The sequence below is a fragment of the Streptomyces sp. ISL-94 genome, assembly GCF_018614075.1.
GTDB lineage: Bacteria > Actinomycetota > Actinomycetes > Streptomycetales > Streptomycetaceae > Streptomyces.
The window spans coordinates 1-23,177 of sequence record NZ_JAGGOZ010000142.1 but is presented as its reverse complement, the minus strand read 5'-3'; the positions used below and the strand labels follow the sequence as shown (position 1 = coordinate 23,177).

Sequence of the window (23,177 nt, the reverse complement as noted above, 5' to 3'; positions counted from 1 at the left end):
CTACATGTCCGCTCGCCGTAGCTATACGAGAGTTGGGTCACCGAGGCTGGAGAGCAACTGGACAGGCGCGACAGCGACGCCAACCGGCCGCCGCCGCGCTGGCGGCCGTGCTCGCTGTCAGATTTTCACTCAAGATCAAAGCTAGGCTGTTCCCAGCAATTTATGGGGGATTACGTGGACACAGACATCAAGACGCACTACGTACGGCAAGGCGCGGGAGGAGCCCGCTCGGCCGCCGAAGCGGCACTGGAGAACCTTCGCCGGTCCCTCGATTCGAGTGACACGGCAGCCGGCGGCCACCACGGCTGGGCCTCCGCCGCAGCGCTGAAGCGGTGCGCGACCGCCTGGGAGGACCACATGGTCGACCTGGGCAAGCAGATGAACACCATGGCCGACAACCTCCACACCACGGCCAACGCCTATGACACCACGGACGCCCAGGCGAAGGACGCCTTCAACAGGCTCCAGCACGGCCTCGCCGACTTCGGGAGAAACTGACCCATGGTCGCCTATCACGACCTGTACGGCTGCCGCGTGGACCAGTGGCAGAAGGCCGCGGACGACTGGGTCGACCTTGCCCGGCGCTCCTCTTCCGCCGCCGAGGACATCCGCGCACAGGGCAAGAAGCCGCTCGACGACCACTGGGCCGACGCGACCGGCAAGACGGCCGGCAAGCGCCTGGAGGACCTCGCCGACCGCCTGGAAGCGGGCGGCGACATCATGAAGGGCGTCGCCATGGTGCTCGACGCACTCGCCCACTCCATGGGGTACGCCCAGCGCACCCTGTTCCACGCGGTCGAACTGGCGGGCGAGCGCGGGCTCCGGATCCAGGACAGCCGCGCCGTGGGCGCGTACACGGGCGCTGCACCCACCGGACCGAACGTCCCGCAGAGCGTCCGCGACGCCTACACCAAGGAATTGGGCAGCATATCCGAGGTCAACGGGCTGATAGAGGAGGCGCTGCGCGAGGCCTCACAGGCGGATTCGAAGGCCTCCGTCGAACTGGACAAACTAGCGGCGACCATCAACGTCGCCAACCCCTCACAGGCACACAACGAGATCCTGGTCGAGGCCTCCCACGTCGAATTCGAGATACTCAGGGCCGACATTCCGGTCGGGAAGGACCCGCACCTCGTTCGCGCCTGGTGGGACGGCCTGACACCGCAGCAGCAGAAGGACCTCATGCGGGCCGACCCGGTGACCATCGCCGACCTCAAGGGCCTGCCTCCCGAGGTCGGGCGCGAGCTGCGGGGACCCGACGGGAAGATCGACCGGGTCGAGATGGTGCGGTACGCACTGGATCACTGGGACAAGAAGGACGACCTGGACTACAAATCTCTCGGCAACTGCACCAACTTCGTGTCGTCGAGCCTGGAAGCCGGCGGCATGAAGAAGAAGGTCGATTCGTGGACCGGGCTGATGGGCGACAACACCTGGGGCCGTCAGAGCGGCATCGGATGGGACTTGTTCGACCAGCACGCATATACCTCCGAGTCATGGGCGCGGGCGGAAGGCCTGCAGAACTTCCTGCTGCACAACGCCGGCAAGGAGGTTGCGAGGTCGGAGGCACGCCCCGGTGACGTCATCTTCTACGAGCAGGTGGCTCCCGGCGCCGAGACGGCCCAGGGCGAGACCCACCACGCCGCCGTCGTCACCTCAGTGACCCCTGACGGCGACATAAAGCTGACCCAGCACACCAACTCGTTCCAGAACGTGAGCCTGGACAGCCGGGAACACATCGCCAACAAGAACTGGGGCGAGCAGCGCATCCGCATCGTCCGGCCGCAACCCGATTGGTACTGATGGCTACGTCACCCTCCCCCGCCACGACCGACAGCACCGCACGGAAGCGTGCCGTCACGCCCGGCACGGTGATCGCGGCACTGCTGGTGCCGCTCATGACCGTGGGCGGTGTGGCCGGTTCCCTGCACACGGAGGACATCGAGAGCGGGTGGGCCGAGCGGCAGCGGGAAGTGTGCCGGCACATGCCCTTCCCGACGACGGAGTACGTCGCCGCGTGGACCGGGCTGATCCTCGGCGTGACGGCAGTGGTCGTGTGCGTACTGCTCGCCAAGCGGATCCGCGGGCGGTACGGCATCCGGCTCGGGGAGACGTGGCCGGGGCTGATCGCCTATGTGGGCGTGTGGTTCAACGCCCTGACCATCCCGATGGAACTCATCCAGCTGTACGCCGTGTACTCGGTGGCAGGGTCGGGGATCGTCCTCGGCGACTGCGGGTAGCTCCCCGGCCTCGTCGCGGCTTCCCGCCGACGCGGCCGCCGGAGGCGTCTGGGCTCACTGGTCCGGGTGGCAGCCCGCCCTCCCGGATACCTGCCGGTCGCTGCCACAGGCGTCGTAATACTCCACTGTGATGTCGAGGTGACGTCAGGTTCGGCGGCATACCGCTCCGAACCCAGCGCAATCAGCAGGTCAGCGATCCAGCGCACCTTCGGTGCGCGCCGGGGGCGTGGAAAATCCCGTGGCGCGCGCTGGGGGTGCTTCTGTCCGCTCTGACGGGGCCTGGTGCTGGTCCGGGATGCTGGTGGGGTTCGTTCCGGCCGAAACCGATGCCTCTGTGATGCCTGTGAGCTCGCAGGTCAGCGTGGTGCTGGGGGCCGTCCACGGGAACCGTGGAGTGTTGCTGTGAGCACGTGCGTCAGAATTCCTGATTCACCCTGGCCCTCCCGGAACGGCATACCGATGGGGAGGGAGCGGGAGCGTGGACGTACTACACGAACGGTGCGCCGGCCTGGACATCAGCAAGAAGGACGCCAAGGTGTGCGTCCGGACCCCCAGTACGAAACGGCGGGGATCGTTCACCACCGAGACCACGACCTGGGGTTCGACGACGAACGCGGTCCTGGCCCTGCTCGATCACCTGCGAACCGCCGGGGTCACCCTGGTGGTGATCGAGGCGACCTCGGACTACTGGAAACCCTTCGTGCGCCACGAGGCGCTTGGAATCGAGCGGGGGTGAAAGGACCTCGCCGCTGGTCAGTCGCAGCTGGCCGGTGAAGCTGGGAGGCAGTCCGAGCCGGGGAACGCCGGAGAGGGCGGGAGCAGCATCCGTCCTCGGGTTGGAGGGCGCTGCGTAGGAAGGCCCTGGTGAGCTGCTGCGTCAGGGCGACGTGTGCGGGACTCCCGTCCGTCGTCTCGGCGACCTCGTACCCGGGGATTCCTCCGAGCGAGTGCTCTGCACCGAACAGCGTGAGCAGGCTCTTGCTGACCGAGCTGTGGGTGTAGGGGTCGTCGGTGAACAGTCCGGTCCGCGCGTGGACGGATGGGACTGGTCGTTGTCGTCGGCGCGATGAGAGCCCGTGTGGCCATGGTGTCGAAGGGCGGCTTCAGGATGGGGAGGCGGCAAAGCGACTGACTTCGGTGACAACGGACAGGAGCGGGACACCAGAATCGAGCCGACGTTATCCAACACCTGAAAAATAAGAGCAAGAGGCCATCACCGCTCAATCCCGTATCCTCGGGTCCGTGCCCACACCCCGGAGGCCCGGTGGTGCGTCATGTTCGGTTCGGAACTGCACGGAGCAATTCGACTCGACACGAACCGAAACGAAGGCCAGCTGTGACAGGGGGATGGAACCCTACGGCTTCTTGCTCTTATTCTGACGGGACGGTTTCGAACCTGGGAGGTTCCTGATGGACCGCATGCCGGCACCGCGTCCCTCCGGGCATTCCGCCCGCGCCGTCGTCGCAGCCTTCCTCGCCTCCGTCCCGGGCGAAGCCACCCGCGCCCTGCGGCGCACCTACCTCCAGGAGTACGCCGCCTACCTCGCCACCGCCCGCGGCTGCCCCGAAGTCGCCCTCACGCTCACCGACCTCCTCGACCAAGCCCACGCCGAAGCCTGGCTCACCGCCGCCGCCCGCGGTGCGACCCGCCGGCGCAACAGCCTGCGCGGCCCCGCCGCCCCCGCCTCCGCCAACTCCATGGCGGCCCGCACCAGCACCCTCAACACCTTCTCCGCCCACGCCGGACACCCCCTCGCCCTCACCGTCCCCAAGCCGGAGTTCGCCCCCCGCCTGACCCCCACCGAGGCCCACCGCACCCTCAAGCTGCTCACCGCCCACCAGCCCGACGGCATCCTCACCTCCACCTGGGAACGCACCACCGCCCTCATCGCCCTCGCCGTCACCACCGGCCACGGCCTCGGCCACCTTCACCCCATGACCCTCGACGACCTCCAGCTCGACCGCCCCCTCCCCCGCGTACGCACCGCCGGCACCTGGTACCCCCTCGACACCGTCAGCCGACACACCCTCACCCGCTGGCACGACACCCACCACGCCCTCACCGCAGGCCACCGCAAAACCCTCCAGGGCGGCGACGTCCATCAGCTCTGGGTCACCACCACCCCCGGCCGCCCCCGGAGCGGCCGCCGCGCGCTCCCCGCCGGCCTCCCCGCCGCCCGCCGCACCCTCGAAGCCGCCCACCGCCGCCTGGTCACCCTCGCCCTCGGCACCCCGCTCCTCCTCGAGCAGTTCTGCCCCGCCGATTCCTAATGGGGTCCCCGTAGTACTCGCCGCGAAAACAACGGATATGGCTGACCAGCGGAGACGTGGCTTGAAGCGCCGGTCAGCTTTCCGACGTGCCCTCTTGAACGACAGCACTCTCGCGGTACCTGCGTAGTTCCCGGTACAGCGTGGAGCGGCTGATGCCGAGTTCGGCGGCGACCTGCTCGGGGATGGCGCCGTCCTTGATCCGCTGGGCGGCTCCGGCTCGGGTTGTCGGGTTCAGCTTTGCTGGTCGCCCGGTCGGCAGTCCGCGGGCTTCCTTGGACGCGCGGGCGCCAGCGGCGCGCTCCAGCATGTAGATCCGCTCCATCTGGGCGAACATAGCCAGCAGTGCGATGGCCATGTCCGTTCCGGGGCCCGGGTCGCTGGTGTCAACGGCGAGCTTGTCGCCGAGGGTGCGCAGAAAGATGCCGCGCTCAGTGAGGTCGTGGACCAGGTTCAGCGTCTCGCGCATGTTCCGGCCGAGCCGGTCCAGCGTCAGCAGGTTGATTCGGTCGCCGGGCCGCGCGAAGCCGAGCAGGGCCGTGAGGCCCTCGCGGTCCATGTTCGCGCCGGTGCGCTTGTCGACATAGATGTGCTCTTCGGCGACTCCGGCGGCGCGAAGCGCGTCGATCTGCCGGGCGAGGTCTTGTGCGGTGGTGCTGACGCGGGCGTAGGCGAGATCCATGCGCGCCAGCGTCCCATAAGTTGACGCCGTGACGTGGCTTCTGACACATCGTTGTGACACCAGCTTTTGAGACAGGCCGACCTGCGGGAACGTGATCACCGGGTGGCGGCCGGATAGCTGTGTCAGATCCATGCTTGTGACACACGTGTCATGGCTGCGTGGACTCACCCTCTCCGTCCCGTGCGGCAATGGCACCGGCGAGGTTGCCACGTACGGCCACCGTCAATGGGTGGTCCTTGCCCAGCACCCGCGTGCTGTCCGTAAGGGTCTGCTCGTGCAGGGGGATGGCCCGGCCCAGGTCCCCCGCCGACCGGTAGGCGCTGGCGAGGTTGTTGCGGGAGGTCAGGGTGTCGGGGTGATCGGCGCCCAGCACCCGCGTGCGGTCGACCAGGGTCTGCTCGTACAGGGGGATGGCCCGGCCCAGGTCCCCCGCCGACTCGTAGGCGACAGCGAGGTTGTTGCGGGAGGTCAGGGTCTGGGGGTGATCTGGGCCCAGCACCTGCGTGCTGTCCGTGAGGGTCTGCTCGTGCAGGGGGATGGCCCGGCCCAAGTCCCCCGCCGACCGGTAGGCGTAGGCGAGGTTGTTGCGGGAGGTCAGGGTGTCGGGGTGATCGGCGCCCAGCACCCGCGTGCGGTCGACCAGGGTCTGCTCGTACAGGGGGATGGCCCGGCCCAGGTCCCCCGCCGACTCGTAGGCGCCGGCGAGATCGTTGCGGAAGGTCAGGGTCTGGGGGTGGTCCTTGCCCAGCACCCGCGTGCTGTCCGTGAGGGTCTGCTCGTACAGGGGGATGGCCCGGCCCAGGTCCCCCGCCGACTCGTAGGCGCCGGCGAGGTTGTTGCGGGAGGTCAGGGTCTGGGGGTGATCTGGGCCCAGCACCTGCGTGCTGTCCGTGAGGGTCTGCTCGTGCAGGGGGATGGCCCGGCCCAAGTCCCCCGCCGACTCGTAGGCGCTGGCGAGGTTGTTGCGGGAGGTCAGGGTGTCGGGGTGATCGGCGCCCAGCACCCGCGTGCGGTCGACCAGGGTCTGCTCGTACAGGGGGATGGCCCGGCCCAGGTCCCCCGCTGACCAGTAGGCGCTGGCGAGGTTGTTGCGGGAGGCCAGGGTGTCGGGGTGGTCCTTGCCCAGCACCCGCGTGCTGTCCGTGAGGGTCTGCTCGTACAGGGGGATGGCCCGGCCCAGGTCCCCCGCCGACCGGTAGGCGCCGGCGAGGTTGTTGCGGGAGGTCAGGGTCTGGGGGTGATCTGGGCCCAGCACCTGCGTGCTGTCCGTGAGGGTCTGCTCGTGCAGGGGGATGGCCCGGCCCAAGTCCCCCGCCGACTCGTAGGCGCCGGCGAGGTTGTTGCGGGAGGTCAGGGTCTGGGGGTGATCGGCGCCCAGCACCCGCGTGAGGTCGGCCAGGGCCCGTTGGAGATGTTTGATCGCTCTCGCGGGCAGGCCCTGGTCGTAGAGGAAGAGCCCGGCTTCATTGAGGATGCGGGCGGTGGTGTCGGTGTCCTCAACGGTGTGGTCGGCGAGGGCGTCGATGTGGGGGAGCAGGGTCCGCCAGGTGGGCCAGGTGGCGGGGTCGTTCCAGGTGTCGGGCAAGGCGGCGTGCAGGTGTGTGGTGGCGCGGTCGCGGGCCTGGTCGATGTGGTGGGGGGTGCGGTGGGGGTCGTCGGGGTCGGGGGTGCGGGCGAGAGCCTGGACGAGCCGGTGGACAGCCAGGGTTCCGGTGCCGGGGTCTGGGGTGATCAGGCTGTAGGCGGTGAGCAGGCCGATCGCCTTGTTCCGGGCAGGCGGGTCGGCGAGGCCGTCCAGCAGGCTGGCGGGGATGTGGTCGGGGGCGTACCAGGCCAGGGTGCGCAGCAGGGCGCCTGCTGGGGGGTGGAGGGTGGTGATGCGGTCCAGGGTGAGGTGCCAGATGCGGGCGATGGTGCGTTCGGTCGGGGTGCCGACGGCGCCGTCGCGGTACATGTCCGCAGGGTAGTGGGCGAGGAGGTCGAGGAAGGCGCGGGGGGTGGGGGTGGTGAGCTGGTTCTCGACCAGGTAGGCGGCGGCCTGTTCGATGGCCAGGGGCAGGTGGCCGAGTTCGGCGCAGAGGTCGGCGGCGCCGTCCAGATTCCGGGGGCCGGCCGCGGTGGTGATGCGGGTGAGCAGGTCCAGCGATTCGTCGGGGTCCAGGACGTCCAGGCGTAGCACGGTGGTGGCGTGGTGCCAGGTGGTGGCGAGCCGGCTGGTGATCAGGAGGCGTCCGGTGGCGGGGCCCTGGGTCAGGGACGTGATGTCGGCGGGGTCGTTGACATTGTCGAGGATCAGCAGCCAGCCGGTGTGAGTGGCCAACCACTGCAGGGCGCGCTCGGCCAGTTGCTCCGCCGGCAGGGCGGCGGCGAGGGCCGGTTGCAGGGCGGTGGCCAGGTCGACCAGGCCCTGCTGCACGCCGGCTGCGCTGTCGGCGTTGATCCACCGGACCGGGGTGCAGCCGTGGGCGCGAGTGGCGGCCCAGTGGGCGGCCAGGGTGCTCTTGCCGATCCCGCCCAAGCCGTGCACCGCCTGGACCACAGCCCCGCCCGGGGCTGCCAGCGCCGCATCGAGCCGCTCCAACTCCCTGGTGCGGCCGACGAACAGGTGGGGTCGGCTGTGCAGGTTATCCAGTCCGGCCCAGGCGTCCACCTCGGCCGCGGGCCGCAACGCCTCGGGCGGCAGCGCCACCACGGTGGCGTTGTCCCCGGTCAGGGCGGTCCCGTAGTTGTCGCCGCCGATAGCCATGGCCCGCTCCCCGCCCGCGTCCGCCCTGGCCGGGGGTTGGGTGGGCTCAGGTGGCCGAGGTTCCTCAGTGCGCTTCCGGAAGGGCCACTTCACGGCTGTGCACCGCCGTGGTGGTCGCCGGTGGACAATGGGCCGGTGCTGTCGCCACCGATGGCGATCGAGCGTTCCCCGGCCGCGGTCACCGTGCCGCCCGCGACCGGTGGTGCGGGAGTCGGCGGGGACGTCGGGTTCCCGCCCCCAGCCTGACCGGGGGACTGGCCGGGTGCTCCGGTATCACCGGTGAAGATGCTGCCCGAGTTGCTGCCGCCGACGGCGACCGCTCGCACGCCCGAGGCCTGGGTGTCGGGGCCCGGGGTTCGTGTGGCGAATCCGTACCCCCACATGCCGGCCAGCGCCGCCACGGCCGTGCCGAGTGCTGAGGCAACCGCCCAGCGGGTCGCGGGGTCCTCCAGCACCGACGGCAGTACCAGAACCCCGCAGAGCCATGTGGGCGCCACGAAGCCCGCGACCGTCACCAGGCCCGCCACCGCCCACCTGCCGAACCGTTCCATACCCGCCCCTCCCCGAACGACCGTCTCTGTCCCTCATCACGATGACAGCAGCACCCGGTCCCTGACCCCCGTCTACACAGACCGGACGTCCCCGAAGCGGGACTGTGACATCGCCATCAGGGCCGCTGCGGGCGTCGGGCCCGCAGCGGCCGGTAGCCGGCCGGGTCGAGCTTGGCGAGCTCGGTGTCGACCTCGACGTTGATCGTGCCGAAGAAGTTCACGTTCTCGCTGTGGGCCGGGGAGATGTGTGCCAGGAGCTCGTCGTCGACCGCGCGGCCCTCGGCGCGCATCTGCGCGATGGCCAGGCCGTAGTACTCCGTTGTCCAGGTCACCACCGAGTTGGTCAGCAGCGTCAGGCACCACGCCTGCTCGGTCTGCGCGGCAAGGTGACGGTGGCGGATCGCGCCCTCGTGCGCGTAGAGCAGGCTGCGGCGCAGCGAGTGCAGCGACTCGCCCTTGTTGAGCTGCCGGGCGATCTTCCTGCGGTAGGTCTCATCCGCCAGATAACGGGCGGCGTAGACCGTACGGCGAAGCACCCCGTACTCCTTCAGCGCAGCCGCCAAAGTGTTCTGCCGGGAGGAGGCGGACAGCTTGCCGACGATCAGCGACGCGGTGGCATGCCCGAACTTGATCGAGGCGGCCAGGCGGAGCAGGTCGTCCCAGTTCTCCTCGATCAGCCTCACGTTGATCTTCTGGGTGAGCAGGGGGCCCGCCACCGGCCAGGCGGCGTTGACGTCCCGCTGCGGATCCACCCGGTACAAGGTGATCTTTCCCAGGTCCCGGATCCGCGGCGAGAGCTGCATGCCCACCAGGTCGAACAGTGCGAAGTTGACCAGGGTCACGCCGTGCGTGTCGGTCGCGTGCTCGGTGACCGGCAGGTCGGTCTTGTTTCCCATGATCTCGTCCAGCACATAGTGCGCCTCCCGGCGGGTCACCACGATCACCTTCGTGCCGAACGTGGTGTGCTGGTCCGAGACGTGCGTGTACGTGGAAAGGCCTTGACCGGCGAAGTACTTCTTCATCGCCCGCGCGGTCGTCGACTTGCCCTTGACCGGGAACCGCTGCCCGTCCGAGGAGGACAGCGTGCCGCCGCCGAACGCCTGGGTCAGCGGCAGGCGGTAGTGGTAGTTGACGACCGCGGCGTTCGCCGCCGCCAGGGTCTCCTCACGGATGTACCACTCCTGGGTCCAGGCCAGGATGTCGTACGAGATCCCGCACGCCTCCGCCATTCGCACCAGGCCCAGGTTCGTCGCGTTCGCGATCAAAACGGCCAGCAGGTTCCGCTTGAGCTCCGGGGAACGGGCCTGCTTGCCGCTGGCGTGCGTGAGGCAGTCCAGGAACCCGGTCCGCCGGTCCAGCTCCACCAGCAGTACCCGCCGAAAAAACAACGGAGTAGCCCCTGACCTGGCCCGTTGCCGTGGAGTCGGTTGGCTCGTTGGGCTGACCGGGCGAATCCGGTGACGGGAGGGGCGGGCGATGGCCACGAGGGTGTTTTCCGACGAGGAGTTGGAGGCATTGCGTTCGTTCCCGGCGATCGGTAAGGACGAGCTGATCCGCTACTTCACCCTCGCCCCGGCTGATGAGGCGTTCCTGCGGAAGTTCCTGCGTCCTCAGACGGTCTTGGGTGCCGCGGTGCAGTTGTGCACGTTGCCGTGGCTGGGCTTCGTGCCGGACGAGGTGCCGGCGGCTCCGTTGGCGGCGGTGGGCCGTCTGGCCCGGCAGCTCGGGTTACCGGTCGAGGTGCTGCGCAACTACGGCATGTCCCGGGAACAGACGCGTACGGACCACCTGCGGCAGGTCACGCAGTACGCGGGGTGGCGTTCGGCGAAGGTCCTGGAGCTGAAGGAGCTGGACGAGTTCCTGCTCGCGCGGGCGATGGAGCACGACTCACCGTCGCTGCTGTTCCGGCTGGGGTGTGAGTACCTGCGTTCGGCGAAGGTGATCCGGCCGGGTGTGGTCACGCTGCTGGAGAAGGTTGCCGCCGCCCGTACGGAGGCCGAGCGGGAGACCCACGCCCGTGTGGCCCACCTTCTGAACCCCGAGCGGGCCCGCGGACTGGATGGGCTGCTGGTGGTCGACCCGACACTGCGCTCCTCCCGGCTGCACTGGTTGGTGACCGGGCCGGTGCAGGCGTCTCCGCCGAGCGTGAAGGGCGAGGTGGACAAGCTGAAGTTCCTGCGGGGACTTGGAGCCGACACGCTGGACATGTCGTCCCTCCCCGCCGAGCGGCGCCGCTTCTTGGCCCAGATTGGCCGCCGCCTGACGCCGCAGGCCTTGGTGAGGCGCGAGCCGAACCGGCGTCATCCGATCCTGCTCACGCTGCTGGCTCAGTCCTCGGTCGACGTCCTGGACTCGGTGGTGCAGCTCTTCGACCAGACCCTCTCGGGCGCGGAGTCCAGGGCGAGGATCAAGCTGCGCGAGGTGCTCGCCAAGCGGGCCAAGCTGTCGGAGGACCGGCTCGCGCTGCTGGAGGTGATCCTGCCGGTGCTCGCGGACGCGGGTATCCCGGACGAGGCGGTCGGCACGCTGCTGCGCGGGAAGATCGGCATGTCGCGGCTGCGGGCCGCGCACGCCGGGGCCACTGTGCGCCTGCCGCGCGATCACGGGCATCTGCGGCTGCTGGAGGGCTCCTACACCTACATCCGCCAGTTCGCGCCGAAGGTACTGGAAACGGTGCGGTTCAAGGGCGGCACCGAGGCGGAGCCGCTGATCGAGGCCCTGAACATCCTGCGGGAGCTGAACGCCACCGGCGCCCGCAACGTCCCAGACAATGCCCCGACGGTGTTCGTGCCCACCCGCTGGCAGGGTTACCTCGATGAGGCTGCGGCGAAGGGGGACACGAGCGCGTATCGGCACTACTGGGAGCTATGCGTGCTGCTCGCGCTGCGCGACGGCCTGCGGTCGGGGGACGTGTTCGTGCCGGGTTCGCGCCGGTACGACAACCCAGCCGCCTACCTGTTCAAGCCCGCCCAGTGGGATGAGCACCGGGTGGAGTTCTGCCGTCTGGTCGGCAAGAGCCCGTACGCCTCCGAGTCGCTGCCGCTGGTGATGGACGAGCTGGACGAGGCTCTCGGCGACTTGGAGGACACCCTCAAGCGCGGCGATGGGCCCGTGCGGCTCAACGACGCCGGTGAGCTGGTCATCTCGCCGTTGACGGCGGAGGACATCCCCAGCGAGGCCGAGGAGCTGCACGGCGAGCTGGAGCGGATGCTGCCGAACGTGCCGATCGCCTCGCTGCTGGTGGAGATGGACCGGCACACCGGCTTCCTGGACTGCTTCGTCCACGCCGGCGGCAAGCAGGCCCGCTCCCCGCAGCTCAAGCGGAACCTGATCGCCTGCCTGATCGGGCTTTCCACGAATCTGGGGTTGCACGGGATGGCCGCGTCCTGCGGCATCCCCTACGACGTGCTGGCGTGGACCGCGGAGTGGTACATCCGCGAGGAGACGCTGCGCGAGGCGAACATCTGCCTGGTCAACTACCACCACAAGCTGCCGATGACGGCCATGTTCGGGTCGGGCACGCTGTCTTCCTCAGACGGACAGCGGTTCCCCACCCGGGGCAAGTCGATCACCGCGCGTCACCTGAACAAGTACTTCGTGTCCGAGGGCATCTCCACCTACACCCACGTCTCCGACCAGCACTCCACCTTCGGCACCAAGGTCATCGTGGCTACCCACCGCGAGGCCCACTACGTGCTGGACGAGATCCTCGGCAATGCCACCGACCTCCCGATCACCGAGCACGCCACGGACACGCCCTGGTCAACTTCGCCCTGTTCGACCTGGTCGGCAAGCAGCTCTCACCCCGCATCCGCGACCTGGGCAAGATCACCCTCTACCGCATGGGAGCGAAGGCCGAGTACGAGGAACGCTTCCCGACGGCCAGCCCGCTGCTGACGAAGAAGGCCAACCTCGACCTCGTCTCCGACCACTGGGACGACCTGCTCCGCCTCGCCGGCTCTTTGAAGTACGGACACGCCACCGCCTCCCTGATCGTCGGCAAGCTCTCCGCGTCCTCCCGGCAGAACGCACTGGCCGCCGCGCTCAAGGAATACGGCGCGATCCGGAGAACGATCTACGCCGCGAAGTACCTGTCCGATCCGGTATACCGGCGCAAGATTGCTCGGCAGCTGAACAAGGGCGAGTCCCTCCACGCCTTGCGCCGCCAGCTCCACTACGCCCGCGAAGGCAAGGTCACGCGGCGCCAGCCCGAGCAGCAGAACGAGCAGGCGTGGTGCCTGACCCTCGTGACGAATGCGGTGATCTGCTGGCACACGAAATACTTCGCCCTGGCAGTGGACGAACTTCGCGGCGCCGGCCGCGAGGTGGACGCCGAGGTGTTGGCGCACATCTCCCCGGCCCGCAGCCAGGTGGTCAACTACTACGGCTCCATCACCGTCGACTACGAACGCGAACTCGCCCAGCTCGACGAGCAGGGACACCGGCCGCTGCGGGACGTGACCGTGGACGAGCCCGGAGCCGGGCTGTAGCGGATGGCAGGCGCCGTGCTGCACGCTTGCCAGCGCCTTGCTGTCCGACTGTGTGGTGACGGCTCGGGACCGTCGGAACCCGTGGTGGCCGGGGTGTGTTGCTGCTATCAGTGGAGGGCCGTCATTTCTGGCGGTGGCTGGGTCCGGGAAGGAGTGGGTCGTGTCGCGGGGTTGGAAGATCACGGTCGTGGCGGTGGCGGTGGCGGGCATCGTCTCGACGCCGTTGTTCTGGCTGCTGAACAGCCCGGACACCGGGCAGCTGGTCGGGGCCTCGGTCCAGGGAGCGGTGGCCATCAGCGCCCTGGTCTGGGCGCTGTTCCAGCAACCGTCCACCGGGCAGGCACAGGGGCCGGTGGATGTGGCCGTCGCGACGGGAAAGGCCGAGGCCACCGGCGGAGGCAGCGCCAGCACCGGGATCCGGCGCCCCGCAGGGGCGGGGAGCGGGTCGGCGACGGCGGAGCGGACCGGGGACGCGACGGCGAACGGCACCGGCAGCAGCGCCAGTACCGGCATCGACTACAGCTGAATCACACCTCGCAGGGGGAAGGGCAGGCTGTTCGTGAAGAAGTGGTGGAGCCGGAGGCTTACGCCCGACCCGCAGACCGTCACACCGGAGCCGGTGGTGAGAGATACGGGCAGCGCCCGTGCCGCCGGAGAGGGCACGGCGGCGCTCCGGGACCCGTCCCCGACCGCGCGGGCCTCGACGCAGGTTTCGGGAACCGGGGACGCCCACGCGTCCGGGGGCGGCATCGCGAACTCAGGCATCCTGACGTACATACAGCCGCGGCGGGAGCCGGTGACGTTCCCGCACCAGGTAGGCGTGCTGCCCCCACGGGCGGGCTGCTTCCAGGACCGCGCCGCAGCGTCGGCGCTGAGGCAAGCGGTTGCCGGCGGGGGCACGGCGGTGGTGTGCCAGGTGCTGGCCGGGATGGGCGGGGTCGGCAAGACCCAGCTTGCCGCCGACCACGCCCGCCACGCCTGGAGCCACGAGGAAGTCGACCTGCTGGTGTGGGTCACCGCCGCCACCCACCAGGCCGTCATCGACGCCTACGCCGAGGCCGCCGTCGACGTTCTCTGCGCGGACCCCGCCGATCCGGAGGGGGCCGCGAGGGCGTTCCTGGCCTGGCTTGAACCCAAACTCTCACCACAAGCGCCCCGCTGGCTGATCGTCCTGGACGACGTCGCCGACCCGGGCGACCTCACCGGCCTGTGGCCACCCGCCCATGCCCACGGCCGGACCCTGGTCACCACCCGCCGCCGCGACGCCGCCCTGGCCAGCCACGGCCGCCTGGTCCCGGTGGGCCTGTTCACCCGGGCCGAGGCCACCGCCTACCTCCAGCAGGCCCTGGCCGCGCACGGGCGCCACGAACCCGCCGCGGACCTCACCGCCCTCTCCGACGACCTCGGATACCTCCCGCTCGCGCTGTCCCAAGCCGCCGCCTACCTCATCGACACCCACCTGGACACCGTCACCTACCGCACCCGCCTCGCCGACCGCGCCCGCCAACTGTCCGGCCTGCTCCCCGAACCCGGGACCCCCCTGCCCGACGACCAGTCGACCACTGTGACCGCGGCCTGGTCCCTGTCCCTGGACCGCGCAGACCAGCTCCGCCCCGCCGGCCTGGCGAGACCCATGCTTCAGCTTGCTGCGATGCTCGACCCCAACGGCATCCCCCACCAGGTCCTGACCAGCAATCCCGCCCTCGCCCATCTCACGGCCCGCCGAACCGAACCAGACGCCCACGTCCAAGAATCCCCCGCTGTCACCGCCGAGGACGCGGCCGGCGCGCTTGGGGCCTTGCACCGCCTGAGCCTGATCGACTACACCCCCGACACCCCGCACCAGGCCGTACGCGTCCACCAGCTCATCCAACGCGCCATGCGCGACCCGCTCGCCCCCGACGAATACGACCATGTCGCGCGCACCGCCGCAGACGCCCTCGTTGCCGCCTGGCCCGGCGTCGAATTCGACATCCCCCTGGCTCAAGCCTTGCGTGCCAACACCGAGACCCTCGCTCACCACGCCAAAGATGCCTTGTACGAGCCTGGCATTCACCACGTCCTGTTCCGCACCGGCAACAGCCTCGGGAAAATGGGCCAGGCCAGCGCCGCCATGAACCACTTCGCCCACCTGACCGAACTCGCCCTCCACCGGCTGGGCCCAGACCATCCCGACACCCTCACGGCCCGCAACAACCTGAGTGCCTGGGTGGGTTATGCGGGAGACGCATCCGAAGCAGTCAGCCTCTTCGCCGCACTGGTGACCGACCAGGAGCGTGTGCGGGGCCCAAAACACCCCGAGACCCTCATCACCCGAAACAACCTGGTCCACTGGCGAGGGCAGGCGGGTGATGCAATCGGCGCCGCGGCCGCCGCCGCCGAACTCCTGCCGTTCCAGCAGCAGATCCTGGGCCCAGACCATCCCGACACCCTCACCACCCGCAACAACCTGGCCGCCGCTCTCGGATACACCGGCGACGCGGCCGGCGCCGCGGCGGCCTTCGCAGAACTGATCCCCCTGCGGGAGCAGGTACTGGGCCCAGCTCATCCCGACACCCTCACCACCCGGCATAACCTCGCCCACTGGCAAGGCACAGCCGGGGACGCGGCCGGCGCCGCGGCCGCCCTGACCGAACTACTGCCGCTCCGCAAGCTGGTACTGGGCCCGGACCACCCCGATACCCTCACCACACGGTTCGATATCGCCACCTGGCAGATAAGAGCAGGCGATGCGGCCGGAGCAATCGGCTTTGTCGAACTACTGCCCGATATGACGCGGGTAATGGGACCGAACCACCCCCACACCGTGGCTGTCCGGCAGAGCGCCCTCGGCGGTTGGCTGGGGGAGGCGGGGGAGGCGACCGAAACCGCCGCCGAAATTTACGCCTTCGTGCTCGCGGAACTATTCGCTCACCGCGAGCGGCAACTGGGCCAGGAGCACCCCGATTCCCCAGCTCCCCGACGCCCCGACCGCCTCAACAACCTCGCCTCCCAGCCGAGCCGAGCCCGCTGGGGCGCCGGCTCTCTGTCTCGTTCCCTTCGCCGATATCTCCCAAGGGGGAACGGAAACGATCGTTCGTGAGACACGGAGATCGACATGACGTTCCCGCAGGTCGCGACCGAAACGCTTCCCGTGTACGCACCTATGTCACGGCCAACCCCGTTTCCGATACGTTTGGACCATGAGAATCGGCGTGGCAAGGGTCAGTACCCGCGACCAGCACCCGGAAGCCCAGCAGGACGCACTCCGCGCGGCCGGCTGCGAGAAAGTCTTCACTGACAAGGCGTCCGGCAAGCTCGCCCGCCGCCCCGAACTCGATAAGGCCCTCCTCGTGCTCCGCGAGGGTGACCAGCTCGTGGTCACCAAACTCGACCGCCTCGGCCGCTCCCTGGAGAACCTCATCGAGCTGTCCAAGCGACTGGAGGCCGAAGGTGTCGACCTGGTCGTGCTCGACCAGGGCATCGACACCTCCACCGCCGTCGGCCGCATGTTCTTCCAGATCCTGGGCGCGGTCGCCGAGTTCGAGCACGCTCTCATGTCCGAGCGCACGGTCGACGGTCTGGAAGCAGCCCGCGCTCGGGGCCGCACCGGCGGCCAGAAACCTAAGCTCGGCCCCCGCCAGGTGAAGCTGGCCCGGGAGATGTACGACTCCGGCGAGTGCACCGTCCAGCAGATCGCCGACGAGTTCGGCGTCACCCGCCCCACCATCTACCGCCACCTCGGCAAGACCGCAAAGCCATGATCAATCCTTAGCGCGCAATCCTGGAGCGATACCGGCGAGACCCCGGGACGAGGAGACGGGTGTGGTACAGGCGGATGAACCGGCACGGCAGGCCGCCTCGGTCCACCGTGCGATCGCCCTGGCGAACCGACGATGGATGGTATGACGGCATCGGACGGCCCCCGCGCCATGAGCACACCTGCCCCTGCGACATCGCAGCGGCCTGATTGGGCCCCTTGCAGGCACGGCTACGACGCCAGCTGCCTGGGTATCCACCTCCCCGGCCGCACCGCCTGCCTGGCGCACGTAGACCCCACCGACCGCGCTGACTACCTTGCCAGACTGAGGCCCGGTGACCACCTTGACCACCGTGGCACCCCTTTCACCGAATCCCTTCTCCAATCCCTCCTCCAGCCCCTCTGGGACCCGGGCACTCGACGTCACACAGTCGGCTCCGGCCGGTTCGACCGGGCTACGTTCACCGGCAACGCCGACTTCAACGTTGCGGCGTTCTACGGACCCGTCTGGTTCAACGGAGCTACGTTCACCGGAGAGGCCGGCTTCACAGCAGCCACATTCAACGAACCTGTTTGGTTCGACAAGGCTACGTTCACCGGAGCGGCCAGCTTTACAGCAGCCACATTCACCAGTGTCGCCGGGTTCATGGCGACGATTTTCGACGACACCGCCCAGTTCAAGGGAGCTACGTTCACGACGGCACCGTCATTCGGACCGCTGGTGTGCCGAGGGCAGGTAGACATCTCAAGCGCGGTCTTCGAGAAGCCGGTGACTCTGGAGATCGCAGCCCGTGAAGTCAACTGCGTGCGGACGCAATGGAAGTCGACAGCGGACTTGCGTCTCCGCTACGCCACCGTCGATGTGAGTGACGCTGTGCTCTCTTCCCCGGTCAAGGTCGCCGCTCACAGCCTCCTCTTTACGGCTGCCGGTGAGGCAGTGGACGAAAGCATGCTGGCCAAGAGCAACGCCGGCGTGCGGGTGACCTCACTGCGCGGCGTGGACGCCGCGCATCTGGTTCTGACTGACATCGACCTGTCGGACTGTCTGTTCTCGGGTGCGGTCCACCTGGACCAGCTCAGTTTGGAAGGCCTCTGTACTTTCGCTCGTACCCCCACCGGAATCCGTCGACGCCCGAAAATGTGGCCCTACTGCTGGACCGCTCGTCGGACCCTCGCCGAAGAGCATCACTGGCGGGCCAAAGAGGCTGGACCCGCCAACCCAGAACCGCCCCGGGGCTGGAATGCCCGCCCGTCACATCGAGGCCCCGTCCCGAGGCCGGAAGACCTGGCCGCAACCTACCGGCAACTACGCAAAGCGTTCGAGGACCACAAGAACGAGCCTGGCGCGGCGGACTTCTACTACGGCGAAATGGAGATGCGCCGTCACGACCAGACCGGGACTTCTGGAGCAGAACGCGGGCTGCTGTGGGCGTACTGGCTGCTCTCCGGCTACGGTCTGCGAGCCCTGCGCGCCCTGAGCTGGCTACTCGCGACCATGTTGCTGACCGTCGTTCTGCTGATGCTGTTCGGGCTACCCGCTCAGCGCACAGCGCAACATACGACCGGCACGCTGACCAACGGCCATGCGATCAGCTTGAGCACCACTCCTCTGGTCCCCCAAGGAGCGGTGCCCGGTCCGCTACGCGACCGGTTTAACTGGCGGCGGGTTGAGCGGGCGACACGGACCGCCGTGAACTCGGTGGTCTTCCGCTCTGCTGGGCAGGGATTGACCACCAGCGGAACCTATATCGAGATGGCCTCCCGGCTAGCTGAGCCGATCCTGCTTCTCCTGGCTGTACTAGCGGTGCGCGGCCGGATCAAGCGCTAGTTGTCCATCTAAGCTTGACTCTGTCGGGGATCTTGGGTGGTTGAGGTCAGCTGCCGAGGGTCCGCCAGGACTTCGGTCGGGGGATTCCCTGCTGGTCCAGGAAGGTCTGGAAGGCGGTCGGCGGTCTCGGTGGAGAGGGCCAAGGGCTGTCCCGTAAATGATCTGCCCGCCGCCCCGAGCTCGACAAGGCCCTCCTCGTCGCCCGCGAAGGCGATCAGCTCGTCGTGACCAAACTCGACCGCCTCGGCCGCTCCCTGGAGAACCTGATCGAGCTCTCCCGTGAACTGCAGGAGCGCGGGGTGGGCCTGGTCGTCCTGGACCAGGGCATCGACACCTCCACCGCCGTCGGCAGGATGTTCTTCCAGATTCTCGGCGCGATCGCCGAGTTCGAGCACGCCCTCATGTCCGAGCGCACCATGGACGGCCTGGAGGCCGCCCGAGCCCGAGGCCGCACCGGCGGCCAGAAACCCAAACTCGGCCCCCGCCAGGTGAAGCTGGCCCGCGAGATGTACGACTCCGGCGACTACACCGTCCAGCAGATCGCCGACGAATTCGGCTCACCCGCCCCACCATCTACCGCCACCTGAACAAAGCCCTGCCCCAGCAGGCCGCAAACACCCCGTAGCCCCAGGATCGCCGCAGCTCAGGGGCTACTCCGTTGTTTTTTCGGCGGGTACTACTGGACCCCCGACTGTTTGATCTGCACCCGCAGCTTGGCCCCGTCGAAGATCGTCGGATCATCCACGGGATGGAAGCTGGCTCCGTCCCAGCGCACTTCGGCGTACGCGTACACGGTGCCCGCGGACCGGGCCGCGCACGTCCGTACGGTGACCTTCCAGTTGTCGGGCCATGGCCCGTCATAGCTGGTGTCGTCAATGTCCTTCGTGCTGCTGGCGCACTTGTAGACCGGGGCGGCCGTGGCGGAGGGAGCGGCCGGCGCCGCCACCGCCACGACCGCCACCACGGCCACCGCCGCGCGCTTGAGGGTGCTCATACCCGGTCAATGCCGGGACCCCGGAAGCGACACGGCCCTGCCCCGAAACCGCCTCGGACGAGCGACACCGCGGCTGCCCTGACGCCTCCGTGCTCGTGCAGCACCGCGCCGCCCGCCGCAGGGGTGCGCTCGATCGTCCATGCCCACCGCTGCTCCACCCCGGGCGGGGGCGACGCGAGGTAGGGGTGAGAGGGCGGACGCTCCTCGATGGCACGGCGCCGTAGTCCTGGCCGTCGATGGGCCGCACGTACTCGTCCCCGCCGGCAGGGACCAGACCGCGTACTCGACGAGCTCGACGTACTGGTCGGCGGCCAGGCCAGACGCGTTTTGCCCGGGCCATCCGGGCCATCACCCGCTACAGGCGGTCGAGGACCTCGGCGGCGGCGCACTCCCCGCAGGCACGTGCACCGGGTCGCGCGTAGGCGGTCAGTGCCTCGTCTAGGAGTGAAGGACCAGATCGGCACGCGGCCTCTGCTTCAGCCTCAGGTCACTGAGCCTATCGGCCTTGGCCATGTCGCGTTCCTGCGGCGTGACGCACACGAGGTCGCCCTCATAGCTTTCGCGCCAGACGTAGCCCTGCAGGCACGTGTCCGGCCCGTAGGCGCCACCGTTGGGGTCACGGTAGGGATTGTTGCCGCCGCTGCCGCCTCCCGCACCGATGAGGCCGCCCGGGTCACCGTTGCCATCCTGGGAAAGGTGGCCCGCCACCGAGGGCTGGTGTGGGGCCGCGGTCGCCGCGGACGCCGGCAGCGCGATGGCTCCGGAGATGAAGACGACCGAGGCAAAGGCCATCGTGTAACGGGAGATCGACATGTGCGCTCCTTGAGAGAGTGTGTCCGGCGGGGGCCGCCGTTCCTCTTCAAGTAGGCGCGAGGGCGGCCGCCCCCGTCATGCCACACAAAGACGTGACTTGACGGGAGGCGGCAGGTCTGCCCGGGGCCGGGTTCGGCTATGGGCGGTGGGTCCCTGGAGACCCAGCGCCAGCTCGACGACCCGTACGTATACCCGCCCTTGCTGATGGGCCACCCCTGGTAACAGCTGCGGCGGATCGTCACGGACAGTACAAGCGCCGGTAATGCCCCGTTATCTGCGGCGCCGGTCACGGTGAGCTGCGGCTACACCCTGCCAGGAACGCGTGAAGCGCCCCTGTTATCTGCGGTAGGGCTGTTTAGAGCCAGTCTTCGTTCCAATGTTCCTCAACCCCCAAACCAACCAACGCGGCAGATATGAACCATTTATTCATATGCAAGAGGTATCCTCCAAAAAGGGAGGTATCGACATGGCTATTGGGGAAGAGATATCACCAGAGGAGAAGAGGGAGATTGAGCGGTGCATCAAGATCCTTTATGACGACGCTGAGCGCCGGGACCGTGTGGCGCGGGAACTTGTGGCGCGGGAACGTGATCTTGAGGCGCGGGAACGGAAGCTTGAGGCGCGGGAACGGAAGCTTGAGGCGCGGGAACTTGTGGTGCGGGAACGTGATCTTGAGGCGAGGTCGGACAGGATCACGTTCCCGCGCCTCAAGAACCCTCCGCCCCTCAACCGGCACGAGGTGACCAACCACCATCAGCCGTCTGGACCTCACTATCCCACCGCGCTCCGCCGCCCTTCCGGAATAGAGCAGCTCCAGGACGATCTCCGTCGGGTTAACCATCCCGGCTACCGGCTCCGCGATGAGTCGGGGTGGTAGCTGTCCGAGCTGGGATTCCCACCGTGACCGGCGCCGCAGATAACGGGGCATTATCTGCGGCGGATCGTCACGGACAGTACAAGCGCCGGTTTTCGCTCGGATGTTCCTCAATCCCCAGCCAGCCGTCGAGCAACCGCTGCAGCCCGTCCGTGGGGCGCCCAATCTCCGTAAGCCTCCGTGGCCTGCAGCGCGCGCGGCTGCAGCTGCTTCGGGGTTGGAAAAGACGCCAGCGGCGGAGGGAGGGGGGCGGTGGCGGCCCGGCCGGCGCCCGCCCCGGTTCGTCGTGGCCCGGACCGTACCCCCGCCGTCCGCATGCAGGCGCGTGAGGCGATCGCACCACCGGCCGTGGCTGAGGGGGAGCTAGCAGCTGCCGCGCTCCCAGCACTGTCGGTGTGGTCGCTCCGCGTCGGTGCGGGCATCGCTGTGGCCGCTCAGCGCGTCGGGATCAGCGTCCCCCACGCCCGTGCCCACCCACGAGCCTAAGCGCCGTAGGTGGGCCCGCGCAGGCCGCCCCACGGCCGAAAGCGCCGCGCCCTCAGACCCGTCAGACGTGCCCTGACCTGTAAGAGGACCCCGGGGTCCGGCCTCGTAACGTGGCGCCGGCGCGAGGGAGCCGACTTCATGTGGGGCGTGTTCGCGGCAGTCGTCGCCGGCGCCCGGACCTACCGCAGTCGGCTCGACCGGCACTGAGTAAGGCCTCGGGGAACAGCGGTACAGCGGTTAACGCTATGCCCGTGATCATGGATCTGGGCAGGTAGGGGCGGGTCTACCGGGTCCCGGCGTTCGGGTGGGGCTGGGCCTGGAGCCGCTCGCGCAGCTCGATCTCCTCGGGAGTGAGCGGCTCTCCGGGCTGGCGGATGCGTACGGGCTCGAGCCGCAGCGGCAGGCCGTCGGTCACCGCGGTGGCCTCGGCTTCCGCGAGCGCCCGGTAGAGCGAGGCGACTGAGGGCGATTTGCCCGCGTTCTTGCCGACCTTGATGGTGAGCTTCTTCGCGATGTCGGGGACGGGGACGCCCTTGCCCTTCAATGCGACGGCGAAAATGAGCATGTCGTCGTCGATGACCTTCGGGCGGCCGCCGTGATTGCCCTTGGACGCGGCGATGACCTGGCCTTCGAGAGTCTTCTCGCGGATGTAGTTGCGCTCGATCTGCCCGGCGACGGCGAGGACGGCGAAGAACATGGCGCCCATGCCGTTGGGATCGTAGATCCCGGTGAGCGGGCCGGTGAGGAGTTCGAGCTGGATGCCGCCAGCCTGGAGCTCGGCGGACAGCGTCATCAGTTCGGCGGCGTTTCTGGCCAGCCTCTTAAGTTCGTGCACCGTGAGGATGACGGGCGTGTCGGGGGCGGCCTCCTTGAACTGGTGGGCCAGGGCGAGCGCCTTCTCCAGTTCGGGCCGCACCTTCACGCGGGTGCTGATCTGCTCCTTGAAGACCTTGTGGCACTCCGCGCGGTGGAGGGCTTCGAGCTGGCTCGCCAGCTCCTGGCGCGCGGTGGACGTCCTGGCGTACCCGATGCGGACCGGGCGCTCGGTGCGGGGCGCGGGCACCACGGCGAGCGCCGGACCCTGCTTCCACACGCGGCCCGGGTGCCGGTCGGCGGGGACGAGGACTTCGAGTTCCTCGCGGAGCGCGGGGACGAGGACGAAGCGCGGGGTGTGGTATTTCGCGGCGGTCTTCCCGCCGCGGGTGCGGCAGGCGCTGCCGGCGGGTGCGTCACAGTTCGGGCAGTTGTGACATTCTACCACCAATGCTGCCCGATCGGGCGTGAGATCCATCCGGGAAGTCTCTCAGAAGTGGCTCGCACAACATGGCGGTTTCGAGAGGACTTTTGCGAACGGCGACCTGCGAAAACGTGATCACTCTGGGGGCTCTCGCAGAACTCTCACAGATGAACATTTGCGAGAACGGGCATGGTGCGGCGTCGCGGGATCAGTCGGTCCTACGTTGTTG

At 68.7% G+C, this 23,177-nt stretch carries 16 protein-coding genes and 4 pseudogenes; 12 read left to right on the top strand and 8 right to left on the bottom strand.

The window, feature by feature from the left end; genetic code table 11:
• Positions 1-174 precede the first annotated feature (174 nt).
• The 4 genes and pseudogenes from J7E94_RS33605 to J7E94_RS33590 form a co-directional block, all read left to right on the top strand.
• Entirely contained in the window at positions 175-498 is a 324-nt protein-coding gene (locus J7E94_RS33605; protein ID WP_215020609.1) for a type VII secretion target, read from the top strand.
• A gap of 3 nt (positions 499-501) precedes the next feature.
• The gene (locus J7E94_RS33600; protein WP_215020608.1) at positions 502-1,803 is read left to right on the top strand and encodes an amidase domain-containing protein; all 1,302 of its coding nucleotides are present in this window, start codon (positions 502-504) and stop codon (positions 1,801-1,803) included.
• Positions 1,803-2,240 (top strand): hypothetical protein, encoded by a 438-nt coding sequence (locus J7E94_RS33595; RefSeq protein WP_215020607.1) that lies wholly within the window; start codon positions 1,803-1,805, stop codon positions 2,238-2,240. Before J7E94_RS33600 ends, J7E94_RS33595 begins: the two co-directional genes overlap by 1 nt.
• A gap of 478 nt (positions 2,241-2,718) precedes the next feature.
• A pseudogene (locus tag J7E94_RS33590) lies at positions 2,719-2,940 on the top strand (transposase); the annotation flags it as partial.
• Positions 2,941-3,067: 127 nt separating this feature from the next.
• On the opposite strand, the pseudogene J7E94_RS36125 reads toward J7E94_RS33590, so the two are convergent.
• Positions 3,068-3,356 (bottom strand): annotated as a pseudogene (locus J7E94_RS36125) (chlorophyllase); the annotation flags it as partial.
• Positions 3,357-3,650: 294 nt separating this feature from the next.
• Here J7E94_RS36125 and J7E94_RS33585 point away from each other — a divergent pair.
• On the top strand, positions 3,651-4,511 hold the full coding sequence (locus J7E94_RS33585) for a hypothetical protein (protein WP_215020606.1): 861 nt from the start codon (positions 3,651-3,653) through the stop codon (positions 4,509-4,511).
• Positions 4,512-4,584: 73 nt separating this feature from the next.
• On the opposite strand, the gene J7E94_RS33580 is transcribed toward J7E94_RS33585, so the two are convergent.
• The 4 genes from J7E94_RS33580 to J7E94_RS33565 form a co-directional block, all read right to left on the bottom strand.
• Positions 4,585-5,190, bottom strand: coding sequence for a recombinase family protein (locus J7E94_RS33580; protein ID WP_215020605.1), 606 nt, complete (start codon positions 5,188-5,190; stop codon positions 4,585-4,587).
• 148 nt (positions 5,191-5,338) lie between these two features.
• Positions 5,339-7,936, bottom strand: a complete 2,598-nt coding sequence (gene fxsT, locus J7E94_RS33575) for an FxSxx-COOH system tetratricopeptide repeat protein (RefSeq protein ID WP_215020604.1) — start codon at positions 7,934-7,936, stop codon at positions 5,339-5,341.
• A gap of 89 nt (positions 7,937-8,025) precedes the next feature.
• A complete protein-coding gene (locus J7E94_RS33570; protein ID WP_285440853.1) occupies positions 8,026-8,487 on the bottom strand; it encodes a hypothetical protein in 462 nt (153 codons plus the stop codon).
• A gap of 116 nt (positions 8,488-8,603) precedes the next feature.
• On the bottom strand, positions 8,604-9,875 hold the full coding sequence (locus tag J7E94_RS33565) for a Tn3 family transposase (RefSeq protein WP_215020603.1): 1,272 nt from the start codon (positions 9,873-9,875) through the stop codon (positions 8,604-8,606).
• An 88-nt stretch (positions 9,876-9,963) separates the two neighbouring features.
• On the opposite strand from J7E94_RS33565, the pseudogene J7E94_RS33560 reads away from it, so the two are divergent.
• From J7E94_RS33560 to J7E94_RS33530, 6 genes and pseudogenes are all read left to right on the top strand, one after another.
• A pseudogene (locus tag J7E94_RS33560) lies at positions 9,964-12,977 on the top strand (Tn3 family transposase).
• A gap of 160 nt (positions 12,978-13,137) precedes the next feature.
• Positions 13,138-13,503 (top strand): hypothetical protein, encoded by a 366-nt coding sequence (locus tag J7E94_RS33550; protein WP_215020600.1) that lies wholly within the window; start codon positions 13,138-13,140, stop codon positions 13,501-13,503.
• 294 nt (positions 13,504-13,797) lie between these two features.
• Positions 13,798-16,059, top strand: coding sequence for a tetratricopeptide repeat protein (locus tag J7E94_RS33545; RefSeq protein ID WP_215020599.1), 2,262 nt, complete (start codon positions 13,798-13,800; stop codon positions 16,057-16,059).
• A gap of 112 nt (positions 16,060-16,171) precedes the next feature.
• Entirely contained in the window at positions 16,172-16,720 is a 549-nt protein-coding gene (locus J7E94_RS33540; protein ID WP_308345636.1) for a recombinase family protein, read from the top strand.
• Between the two features lie 141 nt (positions 16,721-16,861).
• On the top strand, positions 16,862-18,544 hold the full coding sequence (locus tag J7E94_RS33535) for a pentapeptide repeat-containing protein (protein ID WP_251057619.1): 1,683 nt from the start codon (positions 16,862-16,864) through the stop codon (positions 18,542-18,544).
• 176 nt (positions 18,545-18,720) lie between these two features.
• Positions 18,721-19,131: pseudogene (locus J7E94_RS33530) on the top strand (recombinase family protein); the annotation flags it as partial.
• Positions 19,132-19,220: 89 nt separating this feature from the next.
• Here J7E94_RS33530 and J7E94_RS33525 read toward each other — a convergent pair.
• Entirely contained in the window at positions 19,221-19,538 is a 318-nt protein-coding gene (locus J7E94_RS33525) for a hypothetical protein (protein ID WP_215020597.1), read from the bottom strand.
• Between the two features lie 438 nt (positions 19,539-19,976).
• On the bottom strand, positions 19,977-20,351 hold the full coding sequence (locus J7E94_RS33520; protein ID WP_215020596.1) for a hypothetical protein: 375 nt from the start codon (positions 20,349-20,351) through the stop codon (positions 19,977-19,979).
• 430 nt (positions 20,352-20,781) lie between these two features.
• Here J7E94_RS33520 and J7E94_RS33515 point away from each other — a divergent pair, with 430 nt between their 5' ends.
• Complete coding sequence (locus J7E94_RS33515; RefSeq protein ID WP_215020595.1) at positions 20,782-21,228, top strand: hypothetical protein; 447 nt, start codon at positions 20,782-20,784, stop codon at positions 21,226-21,228.
• Positions 21,229-21,994: 766 nt separating this feature from the next.
• Here J7E94_RS33515 and J7E94_RS33510 read toward each other — a convergent pair.
• Positions 21,995-22,972, bottom strand: coding sequence for a recombinase family protein (locus J7E94_RS33510; protein WP_308345635.1), 978 nt, complete (start codon positions 22,970-22,972; stop codon positions 21,995-21,997).
• Positions 22,973-23,177: the final 205 nt, after the last annotated feature.

What these genes read in the sequence shown, in the direction of transcription:
- J7E94_RS33600 (WP_215020608.1), top strand. Translation starts at nt 502, where the DNA reads ATGGTCGCCTATCACGACCTGTACGGCTGCCGCGTGGACCAGTGGCAG.
- J7E94_RS33595 (WP_215020607.1), top strand. Translation starts at nt 1,803, where the DNA reads ATGGCTACGTCACCCTCCCCCGCCACGACCGACAGCACCGCACGGAAG.
- J7E94_RS33585 (WP_215020606.1), top strand. Translation starts at nt 3,651, where the DNA reads ATGGACCGCATGCCGGCACCGCGTCCCTCCGGGCATTCCGCCCGCGCC.
- J7E94_RS33580 (WP_215020605.1), bottom strand. Translation starts at nt 5,190, where the DNA reads ATGGATCTCGCCTACGCCCGCGTCAGCACCACCGCACAAGACCTCGCC.
- fxsT (WP_215020604.1), bottom strand. Translation starts at nt 7,936, where the DNA reads ATGGCTATCGGCGGCGACAACTACGGGACCGCCCTGACCGGGGACAAC.
- J7E94_RS33570 (WP_285440853.1), bottom strand. Translation starts at nt 8,487, where the DNA reads ATGGAACGGTTCGGCAGGTGGGCGGTGGCGGGCCTGGTGACGGTCGCG.
- J7E94_RS33535 (WP_251057619.1), top strand. Translation starts at nt 16,862, where the DNA reads ATGACGGCATCGGACGGCCCCCGCGCCATGAGCACACCTGCCCCTGCG.
- J7E94_RS33525 (WP_215020597.1), bottom strand. Translation starts at nt 19,538, where the DNA reads ATGAGCACCCTCAAGCGCGCGGCGGTGGCCGTGGTGGCGGTCGTGGCG.
- J7E94_RS33520 (WP_215020596.1), bottom strand. Translation starts at nt 20,351, where the DNA reads ATGTCGATCTCCCGTTACACGATGGCCTTTGCCTCGGTCGTCTTCATC.
- J7E94_RS33515 (WP_215020595.1), top strand. Translation starts at nt 20,782, where the DNA reads ATGCAAGAGGTATCCTCCAAAAAGGGAGGTATCGACATGGCTATTGGG.